The organism is Sorangium sp. So ce145, assembly GCF_051525985.1.
In the GTDB taxonomy this organism is placed as follows: Bacteria; Myxococcota_A; Polyangia; order Polyangiales; family Polyangiaceae; genus Sorangium; species Sorangium cellulosum_B.
In genome coordinates this window covers 9587334-9605098 of record NZ_CP150315.1, presented here as the reverse complement: position 1 = coordinate 9605098, position 17765 = coordinate 9587334, and the positions used below count along the sequence as shown (strand labels likewise).

The following is a 17765-nucleotide window of genomic DNA, read 5'->3' as shown; positions in this document are numbered from 1 at the left end:
ATCAGGGAGGCGCCGTCGCCGGCTGCCGCGGGTGGGGGTCGAGCTCCGTGGCGAGCGCGCTCGCCGCGGCCGGGCGGACCGGGTCGGGGGCCAGCACCGGCTCGGCCGGCACGTGGCGGAGCCCGCGCGTGAGCGCGAGCGTCGCCACCACCCGGCGGATGATCCGCGCCGGATCGCGCACGCTGTCGAAGTGGGTGAGCCGCTCGCCCTCGGGCGGGTAGATGACCCGGATCGGCACCTCGACCAGGCGGACGCCGGCGGCCACCGCGCGCAGGAGGATCTCCGCCTCGAAGGCGTACCCCTCGTCGCGGGCGCCGAGTGACAGCGTCGTCCGGAGCGGGTAGCGGCGCAGGCCGCACTGGGTGTCCGCGAAGGGGCGGCCGGCGAAGAGGGAGAGGAAGAAGTTCGAGATCCGGTTCGAGATCTGGTTCGCGCGCGGCGCGCCCGCGCCCGCGAGATCCCGGATGCCGAGCACCAGCGCCTCGGGGTCGGCGTCGGCCTCGATGAGGCGCCGCGCCTCCTCCGGCGGGTGCTGTCCGTCCGCGTCGATCGTCACCGCGACGTCGAAGCCTGAGGCGAGGGCGAACTCCATCCCGGTGCGGAGGGCGGCGCCCTTGCCCTGGTTCTCCGGGTGGCCCAGCACCGTGGCGCCGGCCGCGCGCGCCCGCTCGGCCGTCCTGTCGCTCGACCCGTCGTCCACCACGATGACGGCGCCGGCCAGGCCGTGGACCCGGAGCGCCTCCCGTGTGACGTCCCCCACGTTGCGCTCGGCCTGGTAGGCGGGAATGATGGCGCAGATCCGCATGAGACAGAGCGCGATTACCATGGTGTGCCCTGGATGAACAGCGGCAGGCGCCCGGAGCGCCGTCCTGGTCTGCTCCGCCGCCGTCCTGCGTTCCGTCGCGTCTGGATGAGCGAGGTCGTCTCGCTGCTCGGCGACTGGATGAGCTTCGTCGCTGTGAGCCTGCTCGCGCTGGGGGGCGAGGGGGGCGGGGTCGTGGCGCTCGCGCTGGTGATGGTGGGGCATCACCTCCCGATCGCGCTGTTCGCGCCGGTGGCGGGGGTGCTCGCGGACCGGCTGGATCGGCGGTGGCTGCTCGTCGCGACGAGCGTGGTGCAGGGCGCGCTCACGGTCGGGATGCTGGGGGCCGCGGTCGCCGGCAGCGTGGTCGGGGTGCAGCTCCTCGTCTTCGTGCGCGCGTCGGTGGGCGCGCTGCGCTTGCCGGCGCAGAGCGCGGTGCTGCGCCATGTGGTCGAGGAGGACGAGCTGCTCGAGGCGAACGCGATCGCGTCGGCGACGTGGAGCGTCATGTTCGCGGTCGGGATGGCGGTCGGCGGCCTGATCGCGGGGCTCGGCCCTGCGGCTGCGCTCGCCCTGGACGCGGCGTCGTTCGGCCTGGCGGCGCTGTTCCTCCGGGGGCTCCCCCCGATGGTGGCGGAGGGGCGGCCGGCGGAGGGCGGCATGCTGTCGGCGCTCGCGTCGGTGCGCCGCGACATGGTCCACGCGTGGCGGCACGCGTGGGAGCGGCCGCCGCTGCTCGCCGCGGTGCTCGCGAAGACGCCGGTCCACATGGCGAACGGCGGGGCGCTCCTCTTGCTCAACCTCGTCGCGACGCAGCTCCCCTTCGCGGGCACGGGCGCGCTCACGCTGGGCATCCTCCAGTGCGTGCGCGGCGCGGGCACCGGGGTCGGCCCGCTGGTCGGCGTCGCGCTGGTCCGCCGCGGCCTGCGGGGCGAGCTCGCGGCGACCGGGGCCGTCTGGGTGACGTTCGGGGCGATCGCGGTGTTCGCGGTGACCCGCCACCCTGCGGCGCTGCTCGCGGTCGTGCTCGTGTGGGGCCTGGGCAGCGGGGCGAACTGGGTGCTGTCGAGCACGGAGATCCAGCGGCTCTCGCTGGATGGTTTCGTCGGCCGGCTCTCGGCCGCCGACAACCTGGCCCTCACGGCGGGCCTGTGCGGGACGTTGCTCGGCGGGGCGTTCCTGGTGGAGCGCGCCGGCGTGCCCGCGGCTTCGGCCTGGCTCGGCCTCGGCGCCGGCGTCGTCACGTGGCTCGGGGCGCAGTGGATGCTGCGCCGGCGGGCCGCGGCGGTCTCGGCGGTCTCGGCGGTCTCGGCGCCGCCTCCCTTGCCCTCCGAGACCGAGCGCAGCTAGCTTCTCGCCCCGATGATCCCGGACGTGTGGGCGCCCCTGAGCGGCCTCTCCGTGCGCCGCTGCGAGGACGAGGGCCTCATCAACGGCACCTGGCTGGCCGGCGACCCTCCGCGGTACGTGGTCCAGCGGGTGAGCCCCATCTTCGCCCCGGAGGTCCACGACGACATCGAGGCGGTGACGGCGCACCTGGCGGCCCGCGGCCTCGCGACGCCGCGGTTGCTTCGCGCCGGCGACGGCGCCCTGTGCGCGCGCGACGCGGAGGGCGCGGTGTGGCGGGTGATGGACTTCGTCCCTGGCCGCACGCACCACCGGGTCGGCTCTCCTGTGCTGGCGCGCGCCGCCGGGGAGCTCGCGGCCCGGTTCCACCGGGCGGTGGACGATCTCGAGCACGTGTACCGCCACGTCCGCGCGGGCGCGCACGACACGGCGCTCCACATGGAGCGGCTGGACGGCGCGGCCACCGGGGGTGAGGGGCGGCGGCTGGCGGACGCCATCCTCGACGCGTTTCGCACGTGGCGGGGGCGGCTCGACCTGCCGGTCCGGCACTGCCACGGCGACCTCAAGATCTCGAACCTGCGCTTCTCCGAGGCGGGGGAGGGGATCTGCCTGCTCGATCTCGACACGCTGGCGCTGCAGTCGATCGACGTGGAGCTCGGCGACGCGTGGCGGTCGTGGTGCAACCCGGTCGGGGAGGACTCGACCGAGACGCGCTTCGATCTCGAGGTCTTCGCCGCCGCGGTGGCGGGCTACCGCGAGGCGAGGCCGTTCGGGGCGGAGGAGCGGGAGGCGCTCGTGGACGCGGCGGAGCGGATCGCGCTGGAGCTCGCGGCGAGGTTCTGCCGGGATGCGTTCGAGGACCGGTACTTCGGCTGGGACCCGTCGCGTTTCCCGACGCGGGTCGCGCACAACCTGTACCGGGCGGCGGGGCAGCTCTCCCTGGCGCGCTCGGCGCGGCGCCAGCGCGGGGAGATCGCGCGGCTGCTCGCGGGGGGGTGACGAGCGCGGCTGCGCGGGAGCGGGCGGGCACGTCGGGAGATGGGCCGTGCCTGGCCGAATGTGCCTGAGCCACCGCCGGACCGAACTCGCGCTCGATGAACGCGACCGCCTCGGGCTGAGTGCATCGTGGATGGTCGGCGAGGCACCGCGCGAAGCGCGGTCAGCACCAGCGGTTCGTTGGGCGGGAGACAGAGAAAGAGAGAGTTCACAGGGAGACGGGGAGACGGGGAGGAGAGAGATATATACAGACCAAGGTGGAGAGGCGAGAGGTGGGGACCCTTCTCGCCTCCCCGCCTCCCCGCCTCCCTGCGAATCTTTCCTTCTTCCTTTCCGCCCAACATGCATTGAGGAGAAAGTCGTCGCTGAACGCTCCGAAGGGATCGGAGGCGTTGGGTGCTAGCCCGCGGTCACGCGCACCCCCGCCGCGCCGAGCGCCTTGATGCGCTATCGCCCCTTTGCGCTCGTCAGAGATCCGCCACCGCGTAGGTCATCACCGGCTGCACGCGGCCTTTGACCGTGATCTCGCTGATGGGACGTGTGTTGAAGGCGTCCTTCACGAGGAGGTGCGTGTCCTCGCTGAGGAGCACGCTCACGCCGAGCTCCTTGGTCGCGCTCTCCAGGCGCGAGGCGAGGTTCACGGCGTCGCCGATGACGGTGTACTCCATCCGCGCTTCACTGCCGATGTTGCCCGCGACGACCTCGCCGGTGTGGATCCCGACGCCGGTCTTCAGCGCCGGGATTCCCCGTCTGGCGAGTCGCTCGTTGAAGCGGTCGAGCGCGGCGCGCATGCGGATGGCCGCGCGCACGGCGCGCACGGCGTCGTTCGGCCTGGGGACGGGCGCGCCGAACACGGCCATGATCGCGTCGCCGATGTACTTGTCGACGACCCCGCCCTCGTCGAGGATGATGGCCACCATCTCGGTGAAATACTCGTTGAGGAGCCCCACGAGCTCGTGGGCGTTCATCCTCTCGCTGATGGTCGTGAAGCTCCGGATATCGCAGAAGAGGATCGAGACGGTGAGCGTCTCGCCGCCGAGCTGCACCTTGCCGGCGAGCAGGTGCTCGAGCACGGATTCGGTCATGTACTTGCCGAAGGTGCTGCGGAGCTTGTCGCGCTCCTTGAGGCCGTCCACCATCGAGTTGAAGCCGGTCGCGAGATCCTCCAGCTCGTCGCCGGTCTTCACCGCCTCCACATGGACGTACTGCTGTTGTTCGAGGTGCTTGAGGGCGACGTTCACGCGGGAGAGCGCGCGCGACATCGTGCTTGCGAGGCGCGCGCCGAGGACCAGCGAGAAGAGCGCCGCGAGGGTGAGCACGCCGGCCGCGAACATCAGGTTCTGGCGCACGATGTTCCGGACGTCGCTCACGTCGAGCGCCATGACGATCGAAAAATCGCCGGCCTTGCCCCGCAATGATCGGGGCGCGAAGCGGGAGAGGGCCCACAGCGAGCTCGCGTGCTCGACGATCGTGGGGTGGGTCTCGTCGCCGATGACGGCGCCCTGGAGCAGCTCGGTCGGGAAGCGCGCCGTGCCCGTGATCCTCTTGCCCGCCGGATCGACGAGCGCGATCTCCACGCCGAGCCTCGTCGCCGCTTCGTCGAAGTAGGTGTGATCGATGGGGATGCAGGCGAGCAGCGATCCGGCGTCGCTCCTCGCATGCTGGGCGATCATGTACGCGGGCGGCGAGCCTTGCTGTCCATCACACCCATGGACGAGCACGTCCCGCAGGTCGTCCATCTCCGCGAGGCCCGAGAGGCCCTCGGTCAGCCCGGGGACCTCGTCCGTGCTCGGGGGCGGCGCATCGAGCCCCCTCGCCGCGACCCGATTGCCGAGCTCATCGAAGGCGACGATGGCGACGTTGGGGTGGGCGGCGATGACGGCCTCGAGCGCCGTCCCCACGTCCGACTCGTTCCGCAGCCGGAGCCCCTCGACCAGCTCGCGCGCACGAGACGCCTGACGTGAGGTCGCCGAGATGGCGCGCTGCTGCTGCCTGAGCTCCAGCCGGAAGTTGCGGATCGCCTGCGGGACGCGCTCGCTGATCTGCGCGAGGAGCTGCCGGTGCATCACCCAGGAGAGCACGGGGAGGGCCGCGAGGGTCGCGAGCGAAGAGAGCGCGACGAGGACGGTGAGCTTGGCGCGCACGGTGCTGAGGCGGAACATGAAGGCCTTCATCAAAGCAAAGTCGGCTTCCGGTGGACAGCGCGTCGACATGTCGACCTGACGTCGAAGCTCGAGCGCTCCTTGAAGGAGACCAGAAGGGCCTCGGTGTGGACGGCCAAGATGTAGCGGGCATTGGTGATGAGCGTAGCGGTGCGCGTCAGCACATCTGTGAACGCGCTGCGCGCGCGGCTGTTGGCGGGGGGTGAGCGAGGCGGCGCGGGCGCTGCTGGGCCTCCTGGCGGTATGTCGAACATGGGGAAGCGCCTGCTGGGCTGATGCGCCCGAGGATGTCGGACATGGGCGGGTGCCTCGGCGAGCAGGCCGCCGGGCATGTCGGACATGGGCGGGTGCCTCGGCGAGCAGGCCGCCGGGGATGTCGGACATGGGCGGGTGCCTCGGCGAGCAGGCCGCCGGGCATGTCGGACATGGGCGGGTGCCTCGGCGAGCAGGCCCCCGGCATGTCGGACATGGGCGGGTGCCTCGGCGAGCAGGCCCCCGGCATGTCGCCGCGAGCGGTCCGGCTACAGCTCGGGATCGGCGCTCACCACCGGCGCGGCCGGCGCCACCTCGCTGGGCACCGTCGGCGGGCTGGAGGGCGTGGGCGGGGCCTGCTCGGGCGATGCGCGCCCGCGCAGGGCCCGCTCGCGATCGGCGTTGAGCTTGTCGACGTAGGCGAACAGCCGCGCCTCGTGGTCGGCCGGCAGCTTGCTGCCCTCTTCCTGGATCTCGTCCCGGAGCGCCTCCCGGAACCGCCCGAGCAGCCCGACCGCGGCGCCGCGGAGCGGGCCGGTGGCCGCGGCGTTCTCGCCCGTCGCGAGGAGCGTGGCGCGCCTGCGGAGCAGGCCGTCGATGTCGTCGCCGGCGGCAACGAACGCCTTCACCCAGTCGTGCAGCGTCCCTCCGCCGGGGGTCGCGGCGGCCTTCAGCTCCGCCTTGAGCCGGGTCAGCTCGGGCCGGTTGTCGAGCGCCGCCGACGCCTCGTCCGCGTACGGGGCGCGGAGCACGTCGAGCTTCGGAACGAACGCCTGCTGCGCTGTCGCCGCCGCTTCCTTGAGCGCCGCCGGCAAGGCGGGGTGCGCCTCGACGGCCTTGCACAGGAAGAAGACGGCCGCCCCGAGGCCGTCGTGCCGGGCGTCCGCCTCGGCGAGCTCCCTGGCGAGCGGCGCCTGCGTGCCCGCGGCGTCGGGGATCGCGTCGATCTCCTTCTGCTTCGCCCTGAGCCTCGGCTCATACAGCTTGCCTGTCGCCGACAGGCGCAGCTCATCGGCCTTGTCGGTCAAGAGATCGCGCAGCGCGAGCTTCAGGTCCCCGATCGTGAGATTGCGCAAGGTCACCTCCGTGAATGGCGTGATCGGCCACCCCCACGGCCGCACGGGCGGCCGAGAGGGCGAGCCAAGGAGTGTTGCTGGAGCGTCACAGGATAATGAACTTCTCCGCATCCGGTAGTCCGAATTCGATGGCTCGGACGCGCAGCACCTTCGGGTGCGCTGAAATCGTGCTGGGAACCGGTCGAATCTGGCGCCTTTCGCGGCGAGACCGCCCCGCTTGTTATCGCTTGTAATTGCTATTTACGATGTCGTTTGCTCCCTTCGCGCCCGCGGAGGCAAGCGATGACGTCCGGGTGGATGAGACGGGTATGGCCGCGGTGCGCGGGTTGCGTTCTCTTGCTCATGGTGGTGAGCGCGCCCCTCGGCGCGTGGGCTCAAGCGTCGACGTTGCGCCGGATAGGCGATCCCTTCCGAGCGCGGCTCACCGGCGCTCGCGGCGGCGCCGAGCCCGCGGCGGCGCTCGCCGGGGACGCCGCCGTGCTCGCGAGCGCGGCAGAACCCGCAGGCGGCCACGGCGGTCTCGCCGTCGTCCCGATGGTGGCCTTGCCAGCGGACGTTCGCGCCGATGGCCCCGGCCCGGTTGCGGACCCGTGGGTGCTGTTCGACGGCCGCCGCGATACGGGGCTTCGCAGCGAGACCGGGGAGAAGGTGCGGATCCGGGTCTCGTTTCCGCAGCCCACCTCGCTCGAGGCGCTCTCGCTTTACGGGCGCAGCGAGGGCGCGCTCACGGTCGGCGCGGAGGACGGCGCGGGGTTTCAGGCCGTCTCCGGCCTCGTCGACGTGCCGCTCCACGACACGGGCGAGCGCTGGACGCGTCTTCCCATGGCGGTCACGGCCCAGCACGTCGTCATCGAGTGGCTTCCTTCGGGCGAGCGCGGGCCGCAAGAGATCCTGTTCTGGACCGCCGGCGCGCCCACGCGCGGCCTCTCGGAGGTGGAGCTCGCCGATCGCGTGCTCGCCGGGCGGCTCGCCGGGGCTTACCAGTTCGCCGCGACCTCCGAGCGGGCCACCGTGACGCGCACGGGCGGCGAGCAATCGCTGTCGCTCCACGTGGACACCGATCCACGGGCGCTCGCGCGCGCGTTCCTCGTCTACCAGCTGGAGGGCCGCGGCCACTGGTCGAGCGTGAGCCGGCAGATCAACGGCACGGCCCCGCGCGGCGGCTCCCCGGCGGCAGCGCCCGCGACCGGAGGCCTGCAAGTCGAGGAGATCGCGCCCGCGTGGCTGAGGCGCGGCGACAACGTGGTGCGGTTCCGGCCCTCCGCGGAGCAGGAGCACGGATTCATCGTGAGCGCGCTCCGGGTGGTCGGGATCCCGCACGCCGGTGTGATCGAGGCGCGTTCCGCTGCCGAGGCGCGCGCCCGGCCGGCCGGCGGCGAGCGCGCGCCTCGCACGGACGCGCTGAGCCTCGATTTCGGCGCGGCTGTGGCGCCGTACGCGCTCCTCTTCCAGCTGACCAGCGCGGGCGCCGGGGAGCTCCGGATTGCGCCCAGCGAAGGAGCGGAGGGGCTTCGCTTCGACCTGAAGGACCTGCCGCCGGGCTGGCACCGGTTCGATCTCCCGGAGTCAGCGACATGGCCGGGGGCGGCCTCCGTGCAGATCACGCCTGCGAAGGGGAGCCGCGCCGAGGTGTCGGACGTCGCCGTGGTGGCGAGCCCCGTCCCGTCCCGCGCGCGGAGGATCGCGCTGAGCACGCCGCTGCACGGTGAGTGCGCCGAGGGAAGGGCCCATGTGCGCGGGTTCCTCGATCTGGCCGGCGAAGACGCGTCGCGAGCACGCCTGTTCGCCGGCCCGGAGCCGGTTGCGCTGGGCGACGACGGCAGCTTCGAGCTCACGCTCCCGGAGCCCGAGGGGGCGAGTCACCGGACGTGGACGGCGCGCCTCGAGGCGCGGCTCGAGGACGGCACGCGCCTCGATCGCGAGCTAGAGCTCGGTCCGTGCGCCGCGGGCGCCGCGCCGAGCGGGCTCGTCGTGGACCACGGCGCGCCCTATGGCGCGGTGGTGAGCCCGGACAAGGGCGCGGTGCTCTCGTTCGCGGGCGCCACGCTCGAACTCCCGCCCGATGCGCTGGAAGAGACGACGCGCATCACGATCCGCCCGCTGATGCCCGTCCAGGTGCAGCCGATGGGGCGCGCGATGCGCAATGTGACGCCCGAGGGGCGCGCGTTCCGCTTCGGCCCGCACGGGCTCAAGTTCAAGAAGCCGGTGAAGCTGACGTTGCCTGTCGACGCCACGGCGATCCCGAGCGGCGCCAGGGCCAGGGAGATCTTCGGTTTCTACTTCGACGAGACGGTCCAGCGATGGACGAAGCTCGGGCGCGTCGAGGAGGGCGGGGCCCGGGAGCTCACGAGCTTGACGGATCACTTCACCGATTTCGTCAACGCGGCGATCTCCATGCCGGATCAGCCGGGGGCGCAGTCGTTCGATCCCAACGCGATGAAGGGGATCCAGCTCGCGAGCCCGTCCGCGGGCGTGTCGTTCATCGAGCCGCCGGAGGCGAACGGTCAGGGCACGGCGCAGCTGTCGTTCCCGATCGAGGTGCCGCCGGGCCGGCGCGGCATCGCGCCGGATCTGGCGGTCACGTACGAGAGCGAGCTGGACAATGGCTGGCTCGGCGTGGGGTGGGATCTGCGCGTCTCGGCGATCGAGATCGACACGCGGTTCGGCGTGCCCCGGTACACGGGCGACGAGCTCTACTCGCTCGACGGCCAGATGCTGCGGGCCATCCCCGATCAGCCGGGCAGGTACGAGCGGCGCGTCGAGGGCGCGTTCGATCGCATCGAGCGCCTCGGGGCCGATCCCGGGAGCTTTCACTGGGTGGTCACCGACAAGGACGGCACCCGGTATACCTACGGCGAGAGCGCGGACGCGCGCCTTACGGACCGGTCCGGCGAGGCCGGGATCTTCCGCTGGAACCTGGAGCGGGTGGAAGACACGTTCGGCAACCGGATGCGGATCTCGTACTTCAAGGACGCGCCCGAGGGCGAGGACTGGGTGCAGCTCTATCCGCAGCGGATCGACTACACGGAGCACGAGAGCGGCTTCCCTGGAGCGCACTATCACGTGGTCTTCTCCGTGGACGACGGAGCGCAGCGGAGAGACGTCGTGAGCTCGGCGCGCGCCGGCTTCGAGGTGCGGACGACGCGGCGGCTCACGCGCGTCGACGTGACCATGGGCCAGGCGCCCGGCGCCGAGGAGATCATCCGGAGCTATCATTTCGCGTACGACACGCCGGACCCGCGGCACCATCACAAGTCGTTGCTGAAGAGCATCGCTGTCCATGGAAACGGCGGTGAGGAGATGCTCTACGAGCACGGCTTCGAGTACTTCGGCCTCCAGCAAGAGGACGGCGAGCTCCAGGTGTTCTCGGCGCCGACCGAGTGGGGCCGTCCTGCGGAAGGGCGCGATGGCCTCGGGGCCACGAGCTCGGTCGAAGGGGGGCTCAGCGCGTTCGTCGGCGTGGGGCCGACGGTGTGTGATCCGCACGCCGGGGTGGGGGTCTCCGTCTCGTTCGGGGCGGACGACGAGGACGTCGCGTTCACGGACATCAACGGCGATGGGCTCCCGGATTTCGTGGGCAGCAACGGCGTCTGGCTGAACTCGCTCCCGGATCGGTCGAGCGGAAACGCGTTCTCGCCGGAGAGCGCGGGCAGCACGCACCAGATCACGGTCGGTCTGCAGGGGGCGATGCACTTGTTCCAGGAGCTCGGAGGTCTCGGTGGCAACCGCGCCTGGAGCACCGCGACCGCGCAGAGCCTGCTGCTCGACATCAACGGGGACGGCTTCCCGGAGCTGCTCGACGGGAGCGGGGCGACGCTGAACCCGAACAACGCGCGGCTCGGGCCGGGCGCCCGCGGCGCCGGGTTCACGATCGACGAGGATTTCAGCGATGGCGAGCAGGTCGAGGCGCTCCGCAACGCGTTCTACCGGACCAGCGCGCTCGTGAAATGGGTGCCGCCGATCGACGGGATCATCATCATCGACGGGGGCGTGTCGCTGGCCGGGGGCGGCGCGGGAGACGGGGTGACGGCGTCGATCACGAAGACGACGTTGGCGCCGCTGCCGAATGACAAGTTTCACCGCGAGCAACAGCTGCTCTGGCAGAGGGACATCGGGCCGAGCGATGCTGCGTGTGTCCCCGAGGGCGATGGGGGGTGCGGGAGCGGCGTCCGCGTCCGCGTCCGTCCGACGGATGCGCTCTATTTCCGCGTGGACCCGAAGGAGGACATCGAGGGCGACGTCACGCGCTGGAACCCGCGCATCCGCTATACGGAGCTCTGCCTGCTGGACACCTGCCGGCGGATGGTTCCGCGAGAAATGATGCGCCCCGACGCGCTCGGGCGCCCGCTGTACACCTATACCTTCGCGGACGATTTCTCCGTGCTCGACCGGAGCGTGCCTGGCTGGGCCGCGGGGGCGGACGGGCAGGTCACGGTGCAGGCGAGCTTCGTCCGGACCGACGCGCTCGATGCGTTCGACGTGCGGCTCGTGCGCCGGGACGTCGACTCGGGGCAGAGCGTCGAGCTCCATCGGACCAGGGTGTCGGGCGCGCAGCTCGGCACCGAGATCGCGTGGCCGGTGGCCGTGCTCCAGGGCGATCTCCTGTTCCTGTACGCCGAGCTCGGCGAGAACGTGGTCGACCCGTCGCGCGTGCAGTACCAGGGGTTCGCCCGTTACACCGAGGTGTGCGGCCACGACGCGGATCCTGGGAGCTGCCGCGCTGTGGGCGAGTGCGCGCCCAGGTCCGGTGCTCCGTCCGGAAAGAGGGTTTGCGGGCTCGAAGCGTCGCCCGGCGACGGCGGGCCGATCTCGGTGCCCGAGGAGTCGATCGTGGCGCCCGTGCAGCTGAGCGACAGCACGATCGGCGGGACGGCGCTTCCGCTGTCGCAGCTGGAACAGGTGGACGCCCGCATGGTGGGCGGGTTCCGCGGCTTCAGCTATGGCGAGTGGACGACGGAGTACCCGTTCGACGAGAACCAGCTCCGCCGGAGGCCGGAGGAGAACAGGCCGCCTTACTTCACGCGCGTCGAGCCTCACTGGGAGGGATACCACGCGAGCTGGTCGCCGGGCGACGCCGGGTTTCCTCTCGTGGGCAGCGTCAGCGGCCCGGTGTTCCGGGGCTCGGGCGCGGACATGTACATCCGGGCCGGGGAGCTCAAGCCGTCGCGCGTCGGCGGCGTCCGGCCGGAGGACGTGGCCAACGTCCCCGGGCTGAGGAAGAGCCACAACGGCTCGGGCTCGGCGGAGCTCGCGCTCATCGGGTCGTTCCAGGTGACGACCGGGACAACCGAGTCGAAGCTGGAGCTCGTCGACGTCAACGGCGATGGACGGCCCGATGCCGTCACGCAGGGCGGCGTGCGCATCCAGACGTGCGGCGGCGGCGGCCGGTGCGACGGGCAGCAGCCGGGGCAGTATGGCGCACTGACCCTCGAGGGGCCGGGGGACATCCGGGTCATCGAGACCATGAGCGCGCGGTTCGGGTTCGGCTTCGGATCCGCGGCGTCCGCGATTGCGGAGAAGATCGAGGCGAGCGCCGAGACCAAGGAGGTGCTCAGCGTGCTGCCCTCTCTCGGCAAGAGCTGGGGCACGTCGCAGACGACGCGCGACCTGCTCGACGTGAACGGCGACGGGCTCCCGGACAAGGTGAGGAGCGCGGGCGGCGTGCTCCATGTGCAGCTGAACCTCGGCTACCGCTTCGGCGACGAGCGCCCCTGGGCGTCGCTCGATCCGAGCGGCGATCCGTTCGAGCCGCTGCCGGAGGTCGACGGGGATCCGCTGACCGCGCTGAGCCGGGTCTGGTCTCCGGAGAAGCTCTCGTCGGTGCGGGTGCAGGACAACACGACGAACAGCCTGCAGGTGGGTTATGCGGGGATCGGCGGCGGCATCGCGCACACGGTGAGCCGGACGCTCGTCGACTTCGTGGACCTGAACGGCGACAGGCTGCCCGACCGGGTGATCAAGCAACCTGGACAGGGCTACTACCGCGTCCGACTGAACCTCGGCGACCGCTTCGGGCCCGAGGAGAGGTGGAGCGCGCCGGCGGTGAGCGGCGCGCTGCCGTGGGGCGTCGTGCTGGAGAAGAAGTTCACGAAGGAGATCAACGGCAGCAACGACGCGCTGTCGTTCTCGGAGACGACGGCGTTCAACGCGGGGTATGGCGTGCCGATCAAGATCCCGACGCCGTACGTGTGCATCGTGCTCGAGATCGCGGCGCAGCTCGGGTTGAGCGACGGACGGAGCGAGCTCGCATGGGAGGACGTGGACGGGGACGGGACGGCGGATCACGTGCTGAAGCTGAGCGAGGGGATGCTGCGCGAGAGCGACCCGGCGCTTCGTGCGCGGCTGAATCTGACGGGCAAGACCAACCGGCTGTCGCGCGTGGTGCGTCCGTTTGGCGGCAGCATCCGGCTGGACTATGCGCGTGAGGGGAACAAGGTGGCGTATGCGAGCAGCCCGGACGAGCTGAGCGTGGACATGCCCGGCGGCAAATGGGTGCTGTCGCGGGTGGAGGTGGACGACGGCATGGGCACGCCCGCGTACGTGCACACGTTCGATTACCACCAGAGCGGGTTTTACGACCGGGCGGAGCGGGAGGACTACGGCTTTGCGCAGGTGACGGCGACGCGCGAGGACGGCTCGCAGATCGTGACGCGGTACCACAACCAGGACTATTACCGGCGCGGGCTCGTGGCCGAGGTGATCGAGCAGGACGCCGAGGGGCGGCTGTTCAGCCGGCAAGAGGTGGTGTACCGGGCGCCCGGGGCGCAGGCGACGCTGACGGGCTCGTTCTTCCCCGGGGAAGAGCAGCGGACGATGTCGTGGTACGAGGGCAAGACGACGGACCCGAGCGCGCCTGGCAAAGAGACGAGCGAGGAGCGGGACTGGGACGACCGCGGCAACCTCATCGAGGTGATCGAGCACGGCGAGCCAGGCACGCTGGAGGACGACGTCACGACCACGATCCACTATGTGACGTACGACGGGCCGCACGTGGTGCGAGCGGACAGCGTGGAGGCGCGCGACAGCGCGGGGAGGCTGCTGCGGGAGCGCACCGCCGGGTACGACGAGGTGACCGGGGCGTTGAAGTGGATCACGAGCACGGTGATCGGGGGCAAGGATCCGGCGACGGGCGCGCCGTACACGGGCGACGCAGCGACGAATCCAACATGGGAGTTCTCGCACGACGCGTACGGCAACCTGGAGCAGGCGATCGAGCCGCGGGGCTTCACGCTGACGTACGAGTACGACGATGTGGCGGAGACGTACCTCTCCCGGGTGGAGGACTCGTTCGGATACCTCTCGGAGACGTGGTCGGACTACCGCTACGGCGCGGTGAGCGCGGTGCGGGACGTCAACGGCCATGAGGTCCACTACGACTTCGATGCGTTCGGGCGGCTGCGGGCCGTGTTCGGTCCGGACGACCCGCTGGCGGCGGCGGAGGCGACGATCGCGTTCGAGTATGCGCTCCAGCCCGGGGAGAGCGTCGCGATGCCGGCGTGGGCGCGGACGCGGCACAAGGACGTGCAGCACCCGGGGGATCCGATCGACACGGTGACGTTCATCGACGGGCTGGACCGGGTGATCCAGACGAAGAAGGACCTGGAGAAGGACCCAGGGACGGGGGCCGCGCCTACCGTGGGCATGAGCGTGAGCGGCCGGGTGGTGCTGGACGAGCGGGGGCGCGTCTGGCAGCAGGGGCAGCCGGTGTTCGCGACGGGGGAGGCGACGGCGTTCGTGGACGTGGCGCTGAAGCACCCGACGACGTTCGAGTACGACGTGCTCTCGCGCATCGTCGAGCGGAGGGAGCCGGACGACGAGGCCGAGGGCGGCGAGGCGGTGACGACGACGAGCTACGATATCGACGAGCTCGACGGCGTGGCGATGTTCGTGGCGACGGAGGTCGACCCGAAGGGGAAGGTGCGCAAGGCGTACCAGGACGTGGACAACGCGATCGTGGCGGTCGAGGAGCGCAATCGGCTGCGCGGGTCGGAGGCGTGGACGACGCTGATGACGCGGTACGGGTACAGCGCGGTCGACGAGCTGGTGCGGGTGACGGACGCGCGCGGGAACGTGACGGCGGTGGCGTACGACACGCTGGGGCGGATGGTGACGCTGACCAGCCCGGACATGGGGCGGACGGAGTGGCGCTACGATCGGTCGGGCAACGTCGGTGCGCGGCAGACGGCGAAGCTCTTGGCGGAAGGCGCGGACAAGCTGATCCGGTACGAGTATGACTACAACCGGCTCAGGCGGGTGAACTACCCGGACTCGACGGACGTGACGTATGTGTACGGCGCGCCGGGCGAGGCAGGCGATGATCACGGCAACCGGGCGGGGCGGCTGGTGGAGGAGCAGAGCGAGGCGGGGACGAGGACGTTCTGGTATGACCGGCTGGGGAACGTGGCGAAGCTGACGACGGAGTTCCCCCGGCTGAGGGAGCCGCACCGGGGGCCGTACCAGGCGACGATGGAGTACGACTTTGACGGGTTCGGGCGGCTGCTGTCGCTGAAGTTCCCTGGCTCCGGGGCGGAGGTGGTGACGTACGGCTACGACCGAGGGGGCCTTGTCCGGTCGGCGGTGGGAACGAACACGCAGACGAACCCGCAGCATCCGGACGAGCCGGCGGTGACGCAGTACCTGCAGCACATCGGGTACGACGAGTTCGAGCAGCGGGTGAGGGTGGTGCACGGCAACGGGATCGCGACGTCGTATCGGTATTACGAGAAGTCGCGGCGGCTTCAGGAGATCAACGCGGACCACCGCGATCGGTACCTCGCGGAGCGCGGCCGGCCGGCGCGGGCGTTCCAGCGGATGCGGTATGCGTACGACCCGGCAGGCAACCTGGAGCGCGTGCGGAACGAGGTGCCGTACGAACAGGACATGCCGGGGTCGGTGCTGGTGGGGCCGACGACGCAGGAGTACGGGTACGACGATCTGTACCAGCTGATCTCGGCGAGCGGGACGTACCAGGACCGGAGAGACTGGCAGTACCGGTACCGGCTGTCGTTCGCGTACGACGAGATTGGCAACATCCTGACGAAGGACCAGGCGAGCTACCGGTACGTGCCGCAGGCGTGTCCCACGCCGGTTCCGGCTGGGTGCGACGGATGGCGCGAGGATCATGCGATCCGGGAGCAGACGTACCGGTCGGAGTACCAGTACCCGGGCCCGCAGCCGCACGCGCCGAAGCGCATCGAGGAGCACTTGGTGGCGGAGTCGATGCCGTGGCCGCGGGAGATGCGGTATGACGCGAGCGGCAACCAGACCGGCTGGACGTACCGTGGCTCGGACACGCGGACGACGGACTGGAACGAGGAGAACCGCGTCACGCGGGTGACGCAGAACGGGCAGGTGCTGTCGCGGATGTTGTACGACGGCGACGGGGAGCGGCGGGTGCACCTGCACCACGTGAGCGGTGAGGAGGAGACGGCGTACCACGACCAGCACCTGACGCTGCGGGACGGGCGGTTTGTCACGAAGCACATCTATGCGGGGCAGACGCGGGTAGCGAGCAAGATGGATCCGGACTGGTTCCGTGACCCGCCGACGCTGTATTACCACCCGGACCACCTGGGCAGCACGAGCTTCGCGTCCAACAACGAGCAGACGCTGACGCAGCGGGACGAGTACTTCCCGAGCGGAGAGCTGTGGATAGACGCGTCGGACTCGCGGTACGAGCTGAGGCGAGCGTACGTGTTCACGGGGAAGGAGCTCGACCAGGCGACGGGGCTGTACTACTTCGGGGCGCGGTACTACGACCCGAGGAGCAGTGTGTGGCTGAGCCCGGATCCGATCCTGGACGAGTACATGGACGGAGGGACGAGCGGAGGGGTGTTCAACCCGGGGAACCTCGGGCTTTACAGCTACACGCTGAACAACCCGGTGAACCTGGTCGACCCGGATGGGCGGCAGGCGCAAGGGGGGCACCGGAACTTCCCGCCTGGTAGCAATGGCGAGCGGAGCCCGAATGGCTGGTACGGACCTGAGGCCGCTCGTTATAACCAGATAATACAGGCACAGCGCATCGCGGAGCAGCAGGCGCAGGGTAAGGTACCCACGAGCTCAGCGCCTGCGCCGGTGCCTCCGCCTGCTGCCCAGCAGCGGGCGCCCTCGTCGCCCCCACCGCCGCCGGCGCAGCCACCGCGGCCAGCACCGCCAGCACAGCCGGCGAAGGCAGCCGCGGCGGCGCAGCCAGCGAAGCCGGCGCAGGCGGCACCGCCCGCAAAGCCGATGCCGGCGACAGCGAAGCAGCCGGAGTCACCCACAGGATCTGCAAAAGGTGGAGCAGGAGGTGAACGCGCAGGGAGAAATTTCACACGAGCTGGAAAAGCTGCAGTCAAGTCCGCGAACGCTGCGGCAAATGCCGGTCAGACTACATGCACTAGCTGCGGTCAACCTACCGTCCCGGCTCAGCAGAGCCGGACGGGGGTGACACCTCCAAAGAACGAAACGCATGTCGATCACATCATCCCGAAGATTAAGAACGGAAACGGTTCCCCTAACAATGGGCAGGTGCTCTGTCGTGATTGCAATCTCCGCAAAGGACCTCGCTGATGAGCCGACTTGAAAAGGTACATTTTCGTCTGATTCAAGATGAAGATGGATACCCGCCCATCGCCGTGGAGTCTCTCTGGGCTCAGCCGGGGACGGGTGCTGGAGAGTACATATTAGATAACGTGCCTTTCTTCGCACGCGACGCGACGCTTGGAGACACGGTGCTCGTGCGCGAAGACGAGGGAGACCTTTGGTTTGAAAGGTTGCTGTGTGGCTCCGGGAACTCCCTTGTGCGGATCGTGTTTTTCGAGCGATCCTGTGTCGATCGGTTGAGCGCGCATCTTACAATGATCGGATGCTTCACTGAGTACTTGGAGGGGCACGGTTTGCTTGCTGTAAGCGTCCCTAATACTGTTGATATATCGCTAGTGCAATCCTATTTGCAGGCTGAGGCGAATGATGGAAACATCGACTATGAGGAGCCGATTTTGAGGCAATAGGATGAGGTTGCGGTTTGTGCGCGCTAATCCAGAACAGGACACTATTGCCCGTGGGGTCTTGTGCGGTCGGCGGTCTGAGGGATCCCCTCGTTCGTCACGGAGCCGGGAATCCATCGCCCGACTGATGGTTGATGCG

Annotated in this window: 7 protein-coding genes; 4 read left to right on the top strand and 3 right to left on the bottom strand. The window is 70.3% G+C overall.

Going from position 1 to position 17765, the window contains the following annotated elements; genetic code table 11:
• Nucleotide 1: 1 nt before the first annotated feature.
• Complete coding sequence (locus WMF34_RS35535) at nt 2-805, bottom strand: glycosyltransferase family 2 protein (RefSeq protein ID WP_157907945.1); 804 nt, start codon at nt 803-805, stop codon at nt 2-4.
• A 33-nt stretch (nt 806-838) separates the two neighbouring features.
• On the opposite strand from WMF34_RS35535, the gene WMF34_RS35530 reads away from it, so the two are divergent.
• Both WMF34_RS35530 and WMF34_RS35525 read left to right on the top strand, forming a co-directional pair.
• A complete protein-coding gene (locus WMF34_RS35530; RefSeq protein WP_437990611.1) occupies nt 839-2152 on the top strand; it encodes an MFS transporter in 1314 nt (437 codons plus the stop codon).
• A gap of 12 nt (nt 2153-2164) precedes the next feature.
• Nucleotides 2165-3148, top strand: coding sequence for a phosphotransferase enzyme family protein (locus tag WMF34_RS35525; protein ID WP_437990610.1), 984 nt, complete (start codon nt 2165-2167; stop codon nt 3146-3148).
• A 464-nt stretch (nt 3149-3612) separates the two neighbouring features.
• Here the strand turns inward: WMF34_RS35525 and WMF34_RS35520 are convergent, their stop codons facing one another.
• Nucleotides 3613-5307 carry an adenylate/guanylate cyclase domain-containing protein gene (locus WMF34_RS35520; RefSeq protein WP_437990609.1) on the bottom strand — a complete coding sequence of 565 codons (1695 nt, stop codon included), beginning with the start codon at nt 5305-5307 and terminating at the stop codon, nt 3613-3615.
• Between the two features lie 521 nt (nt 5308-5828).
• Nucleotides 5829-6641 (bottom strand): hypothetical protein, encoded by an 813-nt coding sequence (locus tag WMF34_RS35515; RefSeq protein ID WP_437990608.1) that lies wholly within the window; start codon nt 6639-6641, stop codon nt 5829-5831.
• A gap of 336 nt (nt 6642-6977) precedes the next feature.
• On the opposite strand from WMF34_RS35515, the gene WMF34_RS35510 reads away from it, so the two are divergent.
• Complete coding sequence (locus WMF34_RS35510; protein WP_437990607.1) at nt 6978-17189, top strand: SpvB/TcaC N-terminal domain-containing protein; 10212 nt, start codon at nt 6978-6980, stop codon at nt 17187-17189.
• A complete protein-coding gene (locus WMF34_RS35505) occupies nt 17189-17629 on the top strand; it encodes a DUF4265 domain-containing protein (protein WP_080599100.1) in 441 nt (146 codons plus the stop codon). Before WMF34_RS35510 ends, WMF34_RS35505 begins: the two co-directional genes overlap by 1 nt.
• Nucleotides 17630-17765 lie beyond the last annotated feature (136 nt).